Raw genomic sequence first — 16,752 nt, forward strand, 5'->3', positions numbered from 1 at the left:
TGGTGGTGGACTTCGGTTTGCTTCATTGTGCAGGTAGTGCTTCGAGTGCTGCCTGGGCTTTGGTTAGTAGCTGGCGATTTTCGGATTCCTGCTTTTTGAGGCCTTCGACGATGTTGGCTGGGGCTTTGGCGAGGAAGGCTTCGTTGCCTAGCTGACGTTCTGCGGAGGCCAGGCCTTTTTCCAGTTTGGCGATTTCTTTGGTCAGGCGTTCGCGTTCTGCCGGGATGTCGATTTCGCGTTCGTAGATGACGCTTAGATCGAAGTGCGGAGTTGAGCGTTTGCCTGTGCTGTCGGGGATTTCTGAGACGAAGCTGAGTTCGCTCACCCTGGCCAGGCGCTCTACGATTGTGCTGTTCGCTGCGAAGGTTTGGTGCGTTCTGTCATCGGCGCGGATGAGGACAGGCGTACTGATCTTTTCTTCAACGCCGACCTCTTTGCGCAGGGCGCGTATTTCGACGATCAGGCTTTGAATCAGAACCATCTGAGAAATTGCGTCCTCGTTTTGAGCGCTGCCGATAGCTGTGGGATAGCTCGTCAAAGCGATGGACGTTGTTGGCGGATTTTCGTCGTAGATGGCGTGCCAAATCTCTTCTGTGAGGAAGGGCATGAAGGGCGATAGCAGGCGCAGGGATGCTTCGAAGACGCTTAGCAGTGTTGTCAGCGCGGATTTGGTTGCGGCTTTATCTGCTGTCTCGCTGAAGTCGAGACGGAGCTTGACGATTTCGAGATACCAGTCGCAGAAGCTACCCCAGAAGAATTGATAGATGGTGTTGGCTGCGTCGTCGTAGCGGTAGTTCGCTAGAGAGGCGTTTACTTCTGCTGCGGTCTTGTGGAGCTCGGCTACGATCCAGCGGGCTTCGAGTGGGGCGTCGTTGGCAGCGGTGGGCATGGAGCCGAGGGCTGCAGGATCGACGGTGATGCCGATCTCTGCGGCTCGGTCTACGTTCATGAAGAGGAAGCGGGCGGCGTTCCAGATCTTGTTGGCGAAGGCGCGGTAGCCTTCTGTTCTGGCTATGTTGAAGGCGATGTCGGTGCCGGGAGACGCCATCGAAGCGAGTGTGAAACGTACGGCATCTGTGCCGTATTGCTTGACGATTTCGATGGGGTCGATGACGTTGCCCTTGGTTTTGGACATCTTTTCGCGGTTGGCGTCGCGGACGAGGGCGTGGATGTAGACGTCTTTGAAGGGGACGCTACGAGCGAGGGTGCGTTCGCTGCCGTCGGCTTCGGGAACGTCTTTTGCGAACCAGCAGCCGAGCATGATCATGCGGGCTACCCAGAAGAAAAGGATGTCGAAGCCGGTGACTAACAGGCTGGTGGGATAGAAGGTCTGGAAGTCGATGCTGGGCTGGTTGTTTTTGAAGGGCCAGCCGAAGACTGAGATTGGGAGCAGTCCAGATGAGAACCAGGTGTCGAGGACGTCGGTTTCCTGGGTTAGTTCGGATTGGCCGCAGTGGGAACAGGCGGATGGGTCGGGCTGGCCGGATTTGGGAACGGTGATCTTGTGACAGGCGGCGCAGTGCCAGGCGGGGATGCGATGGCCCCACCAGAGCTGGCGGCTGATGCACCAGTCGTGGATGTTGGTCATCCAGTTGAGATAGGTCTTTTTGTACTGCTCGGGTGTGAACTTGACGTGGCCTTGCTCGACTACTTCGATAGCTCGGTCGGCGAGGGGTTGGATCTTGATGAACCACTGTGTGGAGAGACGCGGCTCGATGACGTCTTTGCTGCGGTCGCAACGGCCTATGGAGAGCTTGTGGTCGTGGATGGTTCCGAGGAGGCCTTCGGCGGCGAGGTCGTCGATGATGCGTTTGCGGGCTTCGTAGCGGTCGAGACCGGCGTATGCTCCGCCCTGCGCGTTGATGTGCGCGGTGTCGTCCATGATGTTGATGGACGGCAGCTGATGGCGCTGGCCCATGGCGAAGTCGTTGGGGTCGTGGGCGGGGGTGATCTTGACGGCTCCGGTGCCGAAGTCGCGGCTGACCCACTCGTCGAGGACGATGGGGATTTCGCGGCCTACCAACGGCAGCAAGAGCTTTTTACCGTGGAGGTGCAGGTAGCGCTCGTCCTCCGGGTGAATGGCTACGGCTACGTCGCCGAGCATGGTTTCGGGGCGGGTGGTGGCGACTGTTAAGTATTCTCCCTGGCTGCCGACGATGGGGTAGCGGATCTCCCAGAGTTTTCCCAGCGTTTCTTCGTGGACTACTTCGAGATCGCTGACGGCGGTCTGGCAGCCGGGGCACCAGTTGACGACGTAGGCTCCGCGATAGATGAGGTCTTGTTCGTAGAGGCGGACGAAGGCTTCGCGGACGGCTACGGAGAGATTTTCGTCCATGGTGAAGTATTCGCGCTGCCAGTCCACGGAGGCGCCGAGGCGCTTCATCTGGTCGAGGATGGCTCCGCCGTAGAGTTTTTTCCAGTCCCAGACGCGGGTCAGGAAGGCTTCGCGGCCCAGGGCTGTTCTTGAGGTGCCTTCGCTGGCGACTTGCTTTTCGACCATCATTTGCGTTGCGATACCGGCGTGGTCGGTGCCGGGAACCCAGAGGGTCGGGTCGCCCTTCATGCGGTGCCAGCGGGTGAGGATGTCCATCTCCGTCTGGTTGAGCATGTGGCCCATGTGGAGGCGGCCGGTTACGTTGGGCGGCGGCAGCAGGATGGTAAAGGGGGACCTATCGTCCAGGGAGCCGCCTTCGGCGCTGTCCGAGCCGGTAGTGGCTGGGGCCGGTTGGGCGAAGAGGTTTTCTTTGACCCAGTATTCGGCCCATTTATCTTCAATGGCGGTTGGGTCGTAGGCTTTGGGAAGGTCGTGTGGCATGGGTTCCGATTCAGGCCAGGGACGTCACTGACCCAACTTGTCAGAGTAACTGTTTGGCGGGGTGGGATCAAACTACTCTTGCGTTTTGGTGGGGGATTGGGTGGGGGTAATTGTGCTTTTTCTGGGGGTGGGAAGCAGATTCGCTTTGGGAATGACAGCCAGAAGGGCAAGGGATAAGGCAACGGCAAGTGCAACGGCTAACAGCAGATTCCCTTCGGGAATGACAGCCAGAAGGGCAAGTGCAACTACAACGGCGACTGCAACGGCAAGGGCAACTGCAATGGCTAAGGGCGAGAACGGCGTTCGGGGCTTCGGTTGGAACGTTATAGCGGTTGGAGGGCTGCTTTAAGGGTTTGCTGGTGAGGGTGTGGTGTTTGGGTTGAGCAGGGTTTGGATGTCGGTGACCAGGAGCTTGACTGAGTCGGTGAAGGCGGTGTCGCGGTTCTTCTTGCGGAATTTGAAGTCTACCTGCTCGACGAAGCCCCAGAGGGTGATGTGTGTCCTGGCATCGGCGACGCCGATGCGGATTTGGGGGACGGTGTTTGGCGGGTCTACGAAGCGGACGGCGAAGACGACATCGGCGTCGTTGGGATCGGCGACGAGTTCGTAGCGATTCCAGGCCTTCATGGCGGAGTAGAACTCTCCGTAAGCGCGCTCCGGGCCTCCGCTGTAAGCGTCGGGAAAGGCGGTGACGTCGCCGAGTTCGTAGGAGATGAAGGCTTTTTTGCCGTTGAGCAGCGGGGTCGGGATGGGAGCCTGGACGTTGTTAACTCCGGCGACGGCGGAGCTCTTCTTCGGCGTGGTGAACCGGATGGCCTGGGCCTGGGCGGTGAGACCGGCGATGAGCAAGAGGCTGGCGAGGAATTTCGAGAAGTGGGTAGGCATGTTTCTCTCCTGAACCGGAAACGGATGGGACCGCAAAGACTGTGGCCAGAAAGACTGTGGCCAGAGAGACTGGGACCGTAGAGACTGGCCGCGAACGGCTGTGTTGCTGGGCTATAGACGTGCCGGATCTTTGCTGGGACGCAGAGATGTTGTTCTGCACCCCATGTCTCGGAATCCAGACATGGGGTGCTCGGTGTTTTTAGTGGAAACGGCGGGGAATTATTTAGCTATAGTTACCAGCTTTTCTGCTGGGATGGATTTGGTTTCTGTGCTGTCCAAGTGCAGGTGGTCCTGGATCATGTTGGGTGGCAGGCGGCGAATCCACTGGTTGAGGGAGAAGTCGGCGTAGTAGCTGCTCTTGAAGAGTTCGAGGAAGATGAGGTCTTCGGTGCCGGTGTTTTCGATGTAATGGCCGGCTACGGCGGGGATGAAGCCTACGTCGTTGGCGTTGAAGGTCATAGTGCGGGCTTTGCCTGCGGAGGCGAAGACGGTCATGCGGCCGCTGCCTTGAATGTAGTACTGCCATTCGGAGGCCTGGGGGTGCCAGTGGAGTTCGCGAACGGCTCCGGGCTTGAGGGTGACGAGGGCGGAGGCGATGTTTTTGGAGGCTGGAAAGACGGAGGCATCGACGATGCGGGCGTCTCCGCCGGAGTTGGTTTCGGTGGGCTGCATGGCTTCCATGCGGAAGGTGTAGGAGACTTTGGATTCGACGGCTGAGCCACCGACGGCGCGTTTGTCGTCTTCAAGCGAGCCGGGGATGTGGCCGGGGAAGATGTATTCTTCGTCGTCGGGGAGCTTGGCGACTTGAGCGTCGGTGAGGTGCATGTTTTTGCGGATGATCTCTTTGGGCGTGTGTATGAGCCAGTCAGAAAGCAGGAAGGTCTGGTATTCGGAGAAGCTGCCTTCGTCGAAGACGAGGAGGAATTCGCAGCCGTCGGGGCCGAGGCCTTGAATCGAGTGCGGAAAGCCTGCGGGGAAGTACCAGAGATCGCCTTTGGCTACGTCGCCGATGAAGATGGTGCCGTCGGGGTTGAGGACGGTGACGCGGGCTGAGCCGTAGAGCATGAAGGCCCATTCGTTGGCGGTGTGCCAGTGGAGTTCGCGATAGCTGCCTGCGGTGAGGCGCATGTTGACGCCAGCGAGATCTTTGGAGATGGGCAGATCTTTTTCGGTGACCTGGCGGGTCCAGCCGCCGTCTTGTACGCGGCGATGCGAGAGGTCGAAGGAGTACCAGAAGGGTGAGACGTCGCCGTGATCTTCTTCGGGCGGGAGTTCGCTGCTGGGGTTCTGGTTGGCGATGGATTTGTTGATGGGGCCGGGGTTGCTGGCGGAGTGATTTTGTTCGCCTTTGCTGATCACGGTTTTGCTCTGGGCCATTGCGAATGGGGCGGCGAAGGCTCCGGCGCTTATGGCTGCGGCGGCTGCTCCGAGAAAGGAGCGGCGATTGAGTGGGTCATGGGTTGTTTCGGATGCCATTGAATTCTCCTTGCGCTTTTAATTCTATGAGCGCGTCTTAAGCTTTCCTTCATGATTAGAGGCTGCGCGATGTTATTTGTCCAAGCGTATGTTTGGAAGTCAGTGATTGGTTTTGGTTATAAGTGGATTTGGTTGTTTTTGTTGAGCGGTGGTGCGGGTTAGATTTGTTTTGGTTGGTGGGAGAAGCAGATTCCCTTCGGGAATGACAGACAGAACTGCAAGGGCAACTACAACTGCAAGGGCAGCGGCAAGGGCAACGGAGGAACCTGGGATTTTGTTATTTGGATTTGGCTTTTTTGCCTTCTTTTTTTGCTAAGGATAGGAGGTTGTTGAGGGCTGGGTTGTCGGCTGTGGTGCGCATGGCTATGGCGATCTGGGATTGGGCGGAGTTGGTGGGGAGGGCTTTGATTTTGAGTTCGCGGCGACGGCGGCGGGCAAGGGCCTGGGGGACGATGGCTACTCCGACACCGGCGGCGACGAGGGCAAGGGCGGTGTCCATTTCGGCGGTTTCCTGGACTACGTTGGGGCGGAATCCGGCGGTGGTGCAGATGCTGGTCCATGCGTCGTAGAACTCGGGGGCCCAGCGGCGTCCGTAGGCGACGAAGGGCTGGTCGTGGAAGTTGGCCAGTGCGATGGGTTTGACGCGGGCTAACGGGTGGGTGCGGGCCATGACGAGGACGAAGGGTTCGGTGTGGACGGGGGTCAGGGTTAGGCCGGGAATTTCGTTGGGCAGGCGGATGAAACCGGCGTCGAGAGTACCTTCCTGGAGCTCGCGAATCTGGTCGACGGTGCGGACGTTACGCAGGTCGAAGCTGACGGCGGGGTAGGTTTTGCGGAAGGCGGTGATGATGGCGGGGACGAGTTCGAGGGCGGCGGAGGCGACGAAACCGATGCGGAGATGACCGGCGTTTCCCTGGGCGATGCGCTGGGCGCGGGTGATGGCTTCGGAGGCGTTGCGCAGGAGGAGTTCGGCGTCGGAGAGGAAGGCTTCGCCTGCGGTGGTGAGGCTGACGGTGCGGCGGTTGCGATGGAGCAGGAGGACGTCCAGGTCGGCTTCTAGGGCCTGGATCTGTGCGCTCAGGGCGGGTTGGGAGAGATGGAGTTCGATTGCGGCCCGGCTGAAGCTGAGGGCGTGGGCCACGGCTACGAAGGATCGAAGTTGTTTTAGCTCCATTTCGATTGCTCCATTTAGGGCCACATCCCGGGCTCTCGGACGGGTTTACGGGGTGATCAGGCGGACTGTGGGGAAATAGGCCTGGTAGCGGCGGGCGTCGCGGGTGAGCAGGGATGCGGCCCGGAATGCTGCATGGGCTCCGATGAAAAAATCCGGTAGGACATTGGTTCTGGTGCCACCGTTGCGCCGGTATTGAAGAAAGGCCTTACCTGCCAGGAAAGCGACTTCGCGGGGAGTTTCTTCCATCGCCAGCCCCATGTCAGCAATGCTCTGCTCAACTTCCGCTATCGACTCGAATGAGATGGAGAGTTCTGCGTAGATGATGGGGTTAATGATAAGGGCGTGGATTTTGCCAAGATCAATCATTTGCGCGGCGGACCAGTTGAGCCAAGCGGAGTTGGCGTTCACCACGTCGAGCAGGACGTTGGTATCTACGACTACCATCAGTCGTTGCCACGCAGCAGCGCCATCAACTCATCTGTGTCCCACTTGATGCTGGCGGAGCCAATGGCAGATTGGAAGCGCCGCTCCCTGGGAGTCATGGCTTCGCCTTCTTTCACAAGTTCAATGCGGCCCCGATCGTTGACTTCGAATTCAACTTTGGAACCTGGCGTCATGGCTACAGAGTCACGGATGTGTTTCGGGATGGTGACTTGGCCTTTGCTGGTGATCGTTGTGCTCATGGTGCGGTCTCCGGTATTACTGTCTTTTTAATTGTAATACCGCGGATTTTCAATTGCGAATGGCGCGAATAATGAGTGCGATCAACAAAGCTAGAGCGCAGATTTCTGAAATAGCGGTATAGAGCAAAAACGCGGGAAGAGAGATGCCATGTACGTTGGGTTCTTTGTGAATGAGCGTAAGAACAACACCTAATGCGATGGGAAGAGCCGCTATAAAAAAGAGGTTTGCGATATTTGCCGGGCTCTCTTCGCGGTGGAAGTTCCGAAATGCGAGGACACATGCAACAACAATGCTGATCAGTCCGGCTAGAGCGATAAAGCTGGCTGTGCTCATGAACTTATAACTGATGTATTCAAGGGGCGAGACGGTCAGCATTAGCAAGGAGGCTATCGCAAGTGCAAGATAGAGCCGTCCTTGTCTACTCATAAGCCAGGATTTTACTGTAAGCGTTCGTTTGGGGATCGAAAGCGCTGCCTGCTTGCGAGGGTTGTTGCTCGGGATGTGAAGAGGAGGGAGTTGTTTGTCCCATCTGAACCGAGCGATGAGACTGCTCGGCGCAGATGGGGCACCCACTTTGGGTGATTCTAGTGGAAAGGCTTTAGTTGTTGGTGGCTAGTTGGCGGAGGACGTATTGGAGGATGCCGCCGTTTTCGAAGTAGGCGATTTCCTGGGGGGTGTCGATGCGGACTTTTGTGGAAATTGCTTTTACTGTGCCGTCTGGTCTTGTGGCTAGAACTGTCAGGGTTTTGCCGCTTTCGAACTTGGTGTCGAGCATGGCTTTTAGGCCGGGGAAGCTGTAGATTTCTTCGCCGGTTAGGCCGAGGGATTCTACGGTTTCGCCGGGTTCGAATTGCAGGGGGAGAATGCCCATGCCGACGAGGTTGGAGCGGTGGATGCGTTCGAAGGACTCGGCGATTACGGCGCGGACGCCCAGCAGTTTCGGCCCCTTGGCTGCCCAGTCGCGGGAGCTGCCTGAGCCATATTCCTTGCCTGCGAGGATGACGAGCGGGATGTTGCGTTCGGCGTAGGCGACGCTGGCGTCGTAGATCGAGGTTACGGTGCCTTCGGGGAGTAGACGGGTTACGCCGCCTTCGGTACCGGGGGCAAGGCGATTGCGAAGCCTAACGTTCGCGAACGTTCCACGGACCATGACTTCGTGATTACCGCGGCGGGAGCCGTAGCTGTTGAAGTCAGCCGGTTTAACGCCGTGATCTGTGAGGTATTTGCCGGCTGGTCCGTTGGCTTTGATGCTGCCTGCGGGCGAGATGTGGTCGGTGGTGACGGAGTCGCCGAGGATGGCCAGGACACGGGCTCCCTGGATGTCTTCGACGGGCGCGGGCGTTGGTGTGATGCCTTCAAAGTAGGGAGCTTTGCGGATGTAGGTGGAGTCGGGCTCCCATTCGTAGGTGTCGCCGTCGGGGAAGCGCAGTCCCTGCCAGTTATTGTCGCCGAGGGTGACGGTGGAGTATTCGCGGGTGAAGCCTTCGCTGGTGACGCCGAGGGTGATGGATTCTGAGACTTCCTGCTGGGAGGGCCAGATGTCTTTGAGGAAGACGGGCTGGCCGTTGGAGTCTGCGCCGAGTGGATCTTTGTCGAAGTTGTGGTCGATGCGTCCGGCGATGGCGTAGGCGACGACCAGCGGCGGGGACATGAGGTAGTTGGCGCGGACATCTACGTTGACGCGGCCCTCGAAGTTACGGTTGCCGCTGAGGACGCTGACGGCTACGAGGCCGTGTTCATTGATGCTGTCGGAGACGTCGGCAGGAAGTGGGCCGGAATTACCGATGCAGGTGGTGCAGCCGTAGCCGACGACGTTGAAGCGGAGCTTTTCGAGGTAGGGGAGCAGGCCGGACTTCTGGTAGTAGTCGGTGACTACGCGGGAGCCGGGGGCGAGCGATGTTTTGACCCACGGTGGGACGGTGAGGCCTTTTTCTACTGCCTTTTTGGCTAACAGTCCGGCGGCGATCATGACCGAGGGATTTGAGGTGTTGGTGCAACTGGTGATGGCGGCGATGACGATGGAGCCGTGGTCGAGGTAGTCGTCGGGGTTGATGCCGAATCTTCCTTTAACCGTGTTGCCTTCGCTCTGGCTGACGGATTGCGGGAATCCGCGATCGAGGCCTTCGTTGGCTCCGGCGGCTAATTGAGGGACTAGTTCCCTGTCCTGAACGGCGGTGGCGGCGGACCAGCGAAGAGCAGCGCGTTCGCCGAGAGGCTTGGCCGAGTTGCCGAGCAGGGATGGCAGTTGCTGGAGGAAGCTGGAACCGGCGTCGGAGAGCAGGAGTCGATCCTGGGGACGCTTGGGCCCGGCGATGCTGGGCTGGACGGTGGCGAGATCGAGGGATAGGGTCTGGGTGTATTCGGCTTCCGGGGAGTCGGCGGTGTGGAAGAGCCCTTGCGCCTTGTAGTAGTCGGCGACGAGGGCGATTTGCTCTGCGTTGCGGCCGGTGAGGCGGAGGTAGCGGAGGGTTTCTTCATCGACGGGGAAGATGCCGCAGGTGGCGCCGTATTCGGGGGCCATGTTGCTGATGGTGGCGCGGTCGGCGAGGGGCAGTTCGGCGATGCCGGGGCCGTAGAACTCGACGAATTTGCCGACGACGCCGAGCTTGCGCAGGGCTTCGGTGACGGTGAGGACCAGGTCGGTGGCGGTGGCTCCTTCGCGGAGCTTGCCGGTTAGTTTGTAGCCGACAACCTGGGGGATCAACATGCTGACGGGCTGGCCGAGCATGGCTGCTTCGGCTTCGATGCCGCCTACTCCCCAGCCGAGGACGCCGAGGCCGTTGATCATGGTGGTGTGAGAGTCGGTGCCGACGAGGGTATCCGGGTACGCGACGGTTTCACTGGTGCCGTCATTCGTGAAGACTACGCGGGCGAGGTATTCGAGGTTGACCTGGTGGCAGATGCCCATACCGGGAGGTACGGCAGAGAAGTTGCGAAAGGCGGTCTGTCCCCATTTCAGGAAGGCGTAGCGCTCGCGGTTGCGCTGGAATTCGAGCAGCGCGTTGGCGTCGTAGGCGCCGGGCGAGCCAAATTCATCGACCTGGACGGAGTGGTCGATGACCAGTTCGGCGGGCTGGAGGGGATTGATTTTTTCGGGGTCGCCGCCGAGGGTCTTCATGGCGTCGCGCATGGCGGCGAGATCGACGATGGCGGGGACGCCGGTGAAGTCCTGCATGAGGACGCGAGCGGGCATGTAGGCGATTTCGCGGCTGGGCTCGGCTTCGGCCTTCCAGGTGGCGAGGAAGCAGATGTCTGCGGCGGTGACGTTGACTCCATCTTCGCGGCGGACGAGGTTTTCGAGCAGGATTTTGAGGCTGAAGGGCAGACGGGCGAGGTTGAAGCCCTGTTCCTGGAGCGCGGGTAGGCGGTAGTAGACGTATTCGCGGTTGCCGGAGGTTAGTTTTGACCGGCTATTGAACGTGTTCATCGGAATCTGGCCTTTCTGGCTTGGGTGCGGATGATCAGGGCCGCGCAAGCTACCTCGATCGATGCCGGGGTCTTCACGGTCTGGATCGGGGAAAGCTCTTTGCGAGATAAAGATACGCAGGCGAAGTGCTATCAGTAAAGGCGGGTGCCGCCACGGTCGGCGCGGCCGTAGATGAATCGCTTCGGACGACGGGTGGGGGACGGTGAGGAGCGAGGATTCGGGATGAAGATCGGCGCGGTCATGGCGTTTAATTTCGAACGCTACGATTTTAAGGCATTTTGCGGAGGGTTGGGGGCGCTCTTTTGGATGGATGGGGTGCTTGGCTTGGGGGATTTGTTATTTTTTGCTGGGCGGTGGAGGGAAGGGTCGGGCAACGGCAAGGGCTAGCAGCAGATTCCCTGCGGGAATGACAGACAGAAAGGCAAGGGCAACTGCAACTGCAACAGAAAGGCAAGTGCAGCAACAAGGGCTGCTGCACTTGCTTAGGTGAGTTTTGTTTTGATTTAGCGGGTGTTGTATTGGAAGCGGAAGCGGAGTTGGAGGTAGGGGCCGTGGAATTCTCGGGGGAGTGGGGGGAAGTCGGCACCTTCGAGTGCTCCCCAGGCGGCGCGATCGAGTGCTACGTCGCCGGAGCGGCCGGTGAGCAGCATGGCGTGGGGCTGGAGGCGTCCGTTGGGAAGGATGGTGAAGACGATCTCTACTTCGCCGCGTTTGTTGATGGGAGGATTGACTTCTTCGGGGATGAGCGGGTCCCAGGTGCGATAGGTTTCGCGAATGACGCGCTGCATGTAGGGGCCGAAATTGACGCCTTGTGTGTCGGAGAGGATTTCCGCGCCGCCGTCTGCTCCGGAGTGCTGGTTGAGCGATCCGCCTTGCATGCCGGTGCCGCTGGAGCCGGCGTTGGCGGAGTTGCGCATGGCCTGGCGGAGCTGGTCGGCGGGGTTTTGTGAGCCGAGATTGAAGTTAGGCCTGGCGGGTACCGGCGATGGGCGCGGAGTATCGAGCGCGATCTGCGGGTTCGGCGTGGGGGCGGCGGCTGAGGGCGGCAGCGGTGCTGGCTGCTGCTGCTGGGGAACCTGGGCGACCTGAGGCTGCGGCGGGGCCTGCGTCTGAGACTCGGCTGGCCTGGGGGCAGGCGGCGTGATTTTGGGGCGCGCGTTTTCAGCGGCTTTCAGAGCGTCGAGGGTCTTTTTGTCGACTATTTTTTCGCTTTGTTTCAGTGGCGGAAGCTTGGGTTTGGACTTCTGCAACTGTTTCAGAGCGTCGGGCATTTCGTCGAGGTAGGTGAGGTCTTTGCGCTGTTTGATGGCGTCAAAGGGATCGAGTACCTGCGGCTGATGGAAGACGTAGCGGGGAATCCAGGTGAGGGCCGAGAAAAAAAGAATATGGGCGATGATGGAGAGCCAGATGCCTTCGCGGATGCGTTGCCAGCGCCGTTCATCTTCGTATTGCGAGATTTTCTCTAAAAGTTCATGACTGTCGTAGTCGATGTAGCGGGAGGTGGAGCGTCCGCGCATGGTCGGCTGCTCGGAAGCGCCCTCGGTTTCCGTTGCTTCCCGGGTTTCCGGAGAAAATACGGGGGTAACGCTTGATTCATCAGGCGTAGGGGTGTTCGGATTGATTGGCGTTTGGCTGGCTGGCATTGGGTAAGGTTTGGCGGCTGGATTCGCGGGCCGTCCGTCTCTGCTTAGGCTCTCGGATATGAGTTGCTTTTTATTCTCTCATTCTCTTGGTTAGACGGCCATACCGATACCGGTCGTAATATGCCGTGGCAAAAGAGCTGCGCGTCATAAAATAGAGCCTGAACTCGATCGAACCTGTGGTGTCGCGCACACCCCTTCCTCTCTTAGACGTATCCAATGCAATGAAGTTGCTCTGGGCAAGAAGTTCCCTGCTCGGGTGGTTGGTTCTCGGAGCCAGATAGGAATTTGATTTGAAACATTTTTTTGTAACGTTGATGGCCAAGTGGCATTTGCTGATCATGCCGGCCCTGTTGAAGCTGGGTTTTTGGGGCGTGGGGCTGGTGGCCATTATCGACACGTCGAGCCTGCCGGTGCCGATGGATGCACTGCTGGCGTTGCTGGTGTGGCAGGACAAAGGCCATTTTTGGATCTACTGCCTGGTGGCTTCGGTAGGGTCGGCGATTGGCGGCCTGGTGCCGTATGGGCTGGGGCGGGCGGGCGGAGAGATTTTTCTGCTGAAGCGGGTGAACCGGGAGCGGTTTGAGGCGATGCGGAAGCGGTTTGAGAAGCAGGAGTTTCTCGCGGTGATGGTGCCGAGCATGTTGCCTCCGCCTACGCCGTGGAAGGCTTTTGTGTTTGCCGCGGGCGTGTTCGAGATGCGGATCGTGCCGTTTATGGCTGCGGTGTTTGCGGGGCGGCTGGTGCGGTGGCTGGTGCTTTCCTGGCTGGTGATGAAGCTGGGACCGACTGCTGTAGATTCCGTGGCGAATGTGGTGAAGGAGCATCTTGCGCTGTTTCTGGGGGCGTTGGTGCTGGTTTTTGTGGGGATTGGGGTTTGGGTGGTGCTTCGGCGGCGGAGGAGTGGGGAGTTGGTGGGGTAGGTTTCTTGGGGATGCTTTGGGGGGATGGGCTGCCAGGGTACGGGCAACGGCGGAAGAAGAAGCAGATTCCCTTCGGGAATGACAGACAGAACTGCAAGGGCAACTGCAACAGCCAGGGCAAGGGCCTGCAACTGCAAAGACAAGGGCAACTGCAACTGCAACAGCTTAGTTTTTAGATTATGGGAGCAGGATTTGGATTGGGGAGCCGTCTTCCAGGGTGGTGACTTGGTTGGGGATTACTGCGTAGCAGTTGGAGCGGGCGAAGGCTGCTATGTCTCCGGAGCCTTGCCAGGGGATTAGGCGGACTTGCGGGGCTGATGCCGATTGGTTCAATAAAAAATCACAATTTGCCGGAAGGAAACGGGTTAGGCCTGGTTTCCCTTTCCAGTTGCCTGCCAGTTGAGCGAGGGCGAAGCGGGGTTGTGGGCTGACGTCGTTCGACAGGGCTGCCAGCAGAGGTGTGGCGAAGAGTTGGAAGGTGGCGGCGCTGGAGATGGGGTTACCGGGCAGGGCGAAGAATGGGAGCGGTTCGCGGCCGTGGCGGGGGAGCTGGCCGAAGGCTATGGGTTTGCCGGGTTGAATGGCTACTCCGCGGAAGAAAAAACGGGCTCGGGCGCGGGTGAGCGCTCCTTCTACGAGGTCGAAGCGGCCTGCGGAGATGCCTCCGGTGATGAGGAAGAGATCGGCGTCGATTTTTGAGGAGAGTGCCTGCGCGACGGCTACGTCGGTGGCGGATTCCTGGTCGGGCGCGGTGGGCAAGACGATGGGCTCGGCTCCGGCGGCGGTGACGAGGGCGGCAAGCATGGGGGAGTTGGAGTTGCGGATCTGGCTGGGGCCGGGAATGGATGCGATGGGGACTAATTCGTCGCCGGTGGAGAGGATGACGACGCGGGGGCGAGGAACGACGGCTAGTCTGGCGTAGCCGCATTGGGCGGCCATAGCGATATGCGGCGCGCCGATGCGGATGCCGGGCGGGATGAGCATGTCTCCGGCGCGGGCTTCGGCGGCCTGGGGAACGATGTTTTCTCCGGGCTGGAGGGTGCGGGGTGCGGCCAGGCGGACGAGATTTGACGCGGGTTCGGGAGAGCGCTCGGCGTACTCGACCATGAAGACGGCGTCTGCTCCGGCGGGGACGGGTGCGCCGGTCATGATTTCCCAGAGTTCACCGGGGGCGATGGCTTTGGTCGGGGCTTCACCGGCACGGATCTGGCCTGCGAGATATAAGAACTGGTTGGCGCTGGCTTCGGCGGCACGGCAGGCGAAGCCGTCCCTGGTGGAGCGGGGAAAAGGAGGCTGATCGCGGTCGGCTCGGATTTCCTGGGCGAGGACGCGGCCGGGTGCGGCGTCGAGGGGGACGAGTTCTGGCGGGCGGGAGAGTTTTTTGGTGGAGTTGGCGCGGGTCTGGATGAAGCGCTGTACCTGCTCGGCTGCTTCCTGGTAGGTGAGGAGCGGGGTCGGCATGGATTCGATTGTAGTGCGTGGGTGAGGGGTGTGGGTGAAGCAGATTCCCTTCGGGAATGGCAGGCAGAACTGCAAGGGCAAAAGCAACTGCAACGGCTAACAGCAGATTCCCTGCGGGAATGACAGACAGAAAAGCGAGGGCAACTACAACTGCAAGGGCACAATCAGAGGGTGGGTGGGCGACCGGTGGTTTATCGAAACAACCGGTCGCTGTTGGTTTACTTCTTTGGGGCTTTGTAGGTGGATTTTACTTTGGTGTTGGTTTCCTGGAGGATTGCCTTGGCTTCGGCGGCAAATTGTCCATTGGGGGCTAGGTCGAGGTATTTCTGGTAGGCCTCGAGGCAGCCTGGGGGTGCGATATAGGCGCCGGACTTGGCGTCTACGGTGATTTTTCCGGCGAGAGCCTGGCCCTTGAGGTAGTAGAGGATCGGGTTGTTGGGATCGACTGCGATTGCCTTGTCGGCTGCGGCGGCCTGGCCGTCGGCGTTGCCGGTCTGCGAGAAGACTACGGCTTCGTTAGTGAGGTAGAAGCCGGCCTTGGGAGGATTGATCTTGGCGGCCTGATCGTATTCGCTGGTGGCGTCGTCAGGCTTGTTGTTGCGGGCGTAGACTTCGCCGAGCGCGGAGTGAGCGCCGCCCTGGAGTTCGGGGCTGGGCTTTTTGGAGGCGGTGTCGAGCTCGATGACTTTCTTGAGAGAGGTGGTGGCGTCGTCCCACTTCTTGAGGCCGATCTGAGCGAGACCCAGTTCATACCAGAGCAGGGTCGCGTCGGGCTTGGCTGCGACGTCTTTGGCCATGAGCTCTTCGGCGACATCGTATTTCTTGTCGTGATTGGCGGTGCGGGCAGCGGTGAGATCGGCGTTGAGGTTCTTGATGACGGCGTTGGCGCTCATCACTTCAGAGTTCTTTTTGCGGAACTCTTCAACCTGCTTGCGCTGCTCGGGGGTCATTTTGTCGAGATATTCCTTGCGGGACATGTCGTCGTCCAGGGCGAGGTCCTGTCCGGCGACGATCTTGACGTTGGTAATTTCATCGACGAATTTGTCGGCGGGAGTCTCGGGAAGGCGCAGGATGAGGGAGTAAGAGCCGGGGGCGATGCCGGTGCCGGTAAAGGTGCCGTCCGCGCCGACGGGGAAGGTGTATTTCGCGGTTTTACCGCCGTCCTGCGAGAGGCTTACGTTGCCGGCTGTTTTCACGATGCCGGTGGGGTCGGTGACTTTGCCGTGGATCTTGCCGGTGGTGTCCTGGGCGACGGCGGCCATTGAAATTGAGAGCAGGGCGGCTGCACCGAGCGAAAGTAGCGAATTGAGCTTCATCTTTTTCTCCTTGAAGAGCCGGACGGCGGGGTGGAGTGCTGGTTGCTGTGCGTGAAGACCGCCGCTGGTCACTTCGATTTCTAGTTGTTCAAACTTCGTGATTCGTTCCCGGAAGATACGCATGCTGCGCGTAGGGGATGGGATCGGGTACGCCGACTGCGGCAAATGCGCGCAGGCGCAAGACGCAACTTTCACAGGTACCGCAAGCATTCTGCTCTTCCCTGTAGCAGGACCACGTTAAATCCAAAGGCGCATTGCGTTCAAGGCCAAGGCGGATAATCTCGGCTTTGCTGCTGGCGATGAGGGGTGTGAGTACCTGAATTCCCTCGTCAGTATTGCCATCGCGGGTGCCGGTGTTGATGAGCTGCTGGAAGGCTGCGTAGTAGGCCGGGCGGCAGTCGGGATAGCCGGAGCTGTCCTGCTCGACGGCGCCGATGTAGATGCGGGTGGCTCCGATGACCTCGGCCCAGCTTACTGCGGCGGATAGGAAATGGGCGTTGCGGAATGGGACGTAGGTGACGGGAATGTGTTCTCCGATAGCTTCGGAGGGACCGGCGTCGGGAACGGCTATGTCTGTGTCGGTGAGGGCGGAGCCGCCGATCTGGCGGAAAAGATCGATTTTGAGGTGGAGGAAGTCGCGGAGTTTGAGGCGATGGGCGACGGCGCGGGCGGCTTCAAATTCGCGAGCCTCGGTGCGCTGGCCGTAGCTGAAATGGACGGCGTAGGCTTCGGTCTCGCGTGAGGCGATGGCGGCGGTGACGCAGCTATCCATGCCGCCGGAGAGGCAGATTACGGATTTGCGACGATGTTCTAACTGGCTCATATCGTTCACGAAGTTCTATGGTAGCGCGTGTGTGTGGGGCTGGGTGTATCGGGTTGGGCAGTCGTCGCAGAGTGTGGAACTGTTGTTGGGGGTGGATTCTCTTTGGTTGGGGGGAGAAGCAGATTCCC

At 59.6% G+C, this 16,752-nt stretch carries 14 protein-coding genes; 2 read left to right on the forward strand and 12 right to left on the reverse strand.

Annotation, left to right across the window (positions count from 1 at the left end):
- Positions 1–22: 22 nt before the first annotated feature.
- The 8 genes from OHL19_RS02125 to acnA all read right to left on the reverse strand — a co-directional run bounded on the left by OHL19_RS02125 (position 23) and on the right by acnA (position 10,461).
- Positions 23–2,815: a valine--tRNA ligase gene (locus OHL19_RS02125; protein WP_263355933.1), complete on the reverse strand. Its 2,793-nt coding sequence runs from the start codon at positions 2,813–2,815 to the stop codon at positions 23–25.
- A gap of 345 nt (positions 2,816–3,160) precedes the next feature.
- Positions 3,161–3,700: a hypothetical protein gene (locus OHL19_RS02130; RefSeq protein ID WP_263355934.1), complete on the reverse strand. Its 540-nt coding sequence runs from the start codon at positions 3,698–3,700 to the stop codon at positions 3,161–3,163.
- Between the two features lie 219 nt (positions 3,701–3,919).
- Positions 3,920–5,176, reverse strand: coding sequence for a cupin domain-containing protein (locus OHL19_RS02135; RefSeq protein ID WP_263355935.1), 1,257 nt, complete (start codon positions 5,174–5,176; stop codon positions 3,920–3,922).
- A 277-nt stretch (positions 5,177–5,453) separates the two neighbouring features.
- Positions 5,454–6,350: a LysR family transcriptional regulator gene (locus tag OHL19_RS02140; RefSeq protein ID WP_263355936.1), complete on the reverse strand. Its 897-nt coding sequence runs from the start codon at positions 6,348–6,350 to the stop codon at positions 5,454–5,456.
- 45 nt (positions 6,351–6,395) lie between these two features.
- A complete protein-coding gene (locus OHL19_RS02145) occupies positions 6,396–6,794 on the reverse strand; it encodes a type II toxin-antitoxin system VapC family toxin (RefSeq protein ID WP_263355937.1) in 399 nt (132 codons plus the stop codon).
- Positions 6,794–7,033: an AbrB/MazE/SpoVT family DNA-binding domain-containing protein gene (locus tag OHL19_RS02150; RefSeq protein WP_263355938.1), complete on the reverse strand. Its 240-nt coding sequence runs from the start codon at positions 7,031–7,033 to the stop codon at positions 6,794–6,796. The genes OHL19_RS02145 and OHL19_RS02150 overlap by 1 nt, the downstream gene beginning before the upstream one ends.
- A 49-nt stretch (positions 7,034–7,082) precedes the next feature.
- Positions 7,083–7,460: a hypothetical protein gene (locus OHL19_RS02155; protein WP_263355939.1), complete on the reverse strand. Its 378-nt coding sequence runs from the start codon at positions 7,458–7,460 to the stop codon at positions 7,083–7,085.
- 172 nt (positions 7,461–7,632) lie between these two features.
- Entirely contained in the window at positions 7,633–10,461 is a 2,829-nt protein-coding gene (gene acnA / locus OHL19_RS02160; protein WP_263355940.1) for an aconitate hydratase, read from the reverse strand.
- 222 nt (positions 10,462–10,683) lie between these two features.
- Here acnA and OHL19_RS02165 point away from each other — a divergent pair, with 222 nt between their 5' ends.
- Positions 10,684–10,848 (forward strand): hypothetical protein, encoded by a 165-nt coding sequence (locus OHL19_RS02165; protein WP_263355941.1) that lies wholly within the window; start codon positions 10,684–10,686, stop codon positions 10,846–10,848.
- 116 nt (positions 10,849–10,964) lie between these two features.
- Here the strand turns inward: OHL19_RS02165 and OHL19_RS02170 are convergent, their stop codons facing one another.
- Positions 10,965–12,104 (reverse strand): energy transducer TonB family protein, encoded by a 1,140-nt coding sequence (locus tag OHL19_RS02170; RefSeq protein WP_263355942.1) that lies wholly within the window; start codon positions 12,102–12,104, stop codon positions 10,965–10,967.
- A 290-nt stretch (positions 12,105–12,394) separates the two neighbouring features.
- Here OHL19_RS02170 and OHL19_RS02175 point away from each other — a divergent pair, with 290 nt between their 5' ends.
- Positions 12,395–13,024, forward strand: a complete 630-nt coding sequence (locus OHL19_RS02175; protein WP_263355943.1) for a YqaA family protein — start codon at positions 12,395–12,397, stop codon at positions 13,022–13,024.
- Between the two features lie 177 nt (positions 13,025–13,201).
- Here OHL19_RS02175 and OHL19_RS02180 read toward each other — a convergent pair whose 3' ends face one another.
- The 3 genes from OHL19_RS02180 to queC all read right to left on the reverse strand — a co-directional run bounded on the left by OHL19_RS02180 (position 13,202) and on the right by queC (position 16,624).
- Positions 13,202–14,485: a molybdopterin molybdotransferase MoeA gene (locus OHL19_RS02180; protein WP_263355944.1), complete on the reverse strand. Its 1,284-nt coding sequence runs from the start codon at positions 14,483–14,485 to the stop codon at positions 13,202–13,204.
- A gap of 218 nt (positions 14,486–14,703) precedes the next feature.
- Positions 14,704–15,924, reverse strand: coding sequence for a carboxypeptidase regulatory-like domain-containing protein (locus OHL19_RS02185; protein ID WP_263355945.1), 1,221 nt, complete (start codon positions 15,922–15,924; stop codon positions 14,704–14,706).
- A complete protein-coding gene (queC, locus tag OHL19_RS02190; RefSeq protein WP_263355946.1) occupies positions 15,890–16,624 on the reverse strand; it encodes a 7-cyano-7-deazaguanine synthase QueC in 735 nt (244 codons plus the stop codon). The genes OHL19_RS02185 and queC overlap by 35 nt, the downstream gene beginning before the upstream one ends.
- Between the last annotated feature and the right edge of the window lie 128 nt (positions 16,625–16,752).

This window comes from Acidicapsa ligni, assembly GCF_025685655.1.
In the GTDB taxonomy this organism is placed as follows: Bacteria; Acidobacteriota; Terriglobia; order Terriglobales; family Acidobacteriaceae; genus Acidicapsa; species Acidicapsa ligni.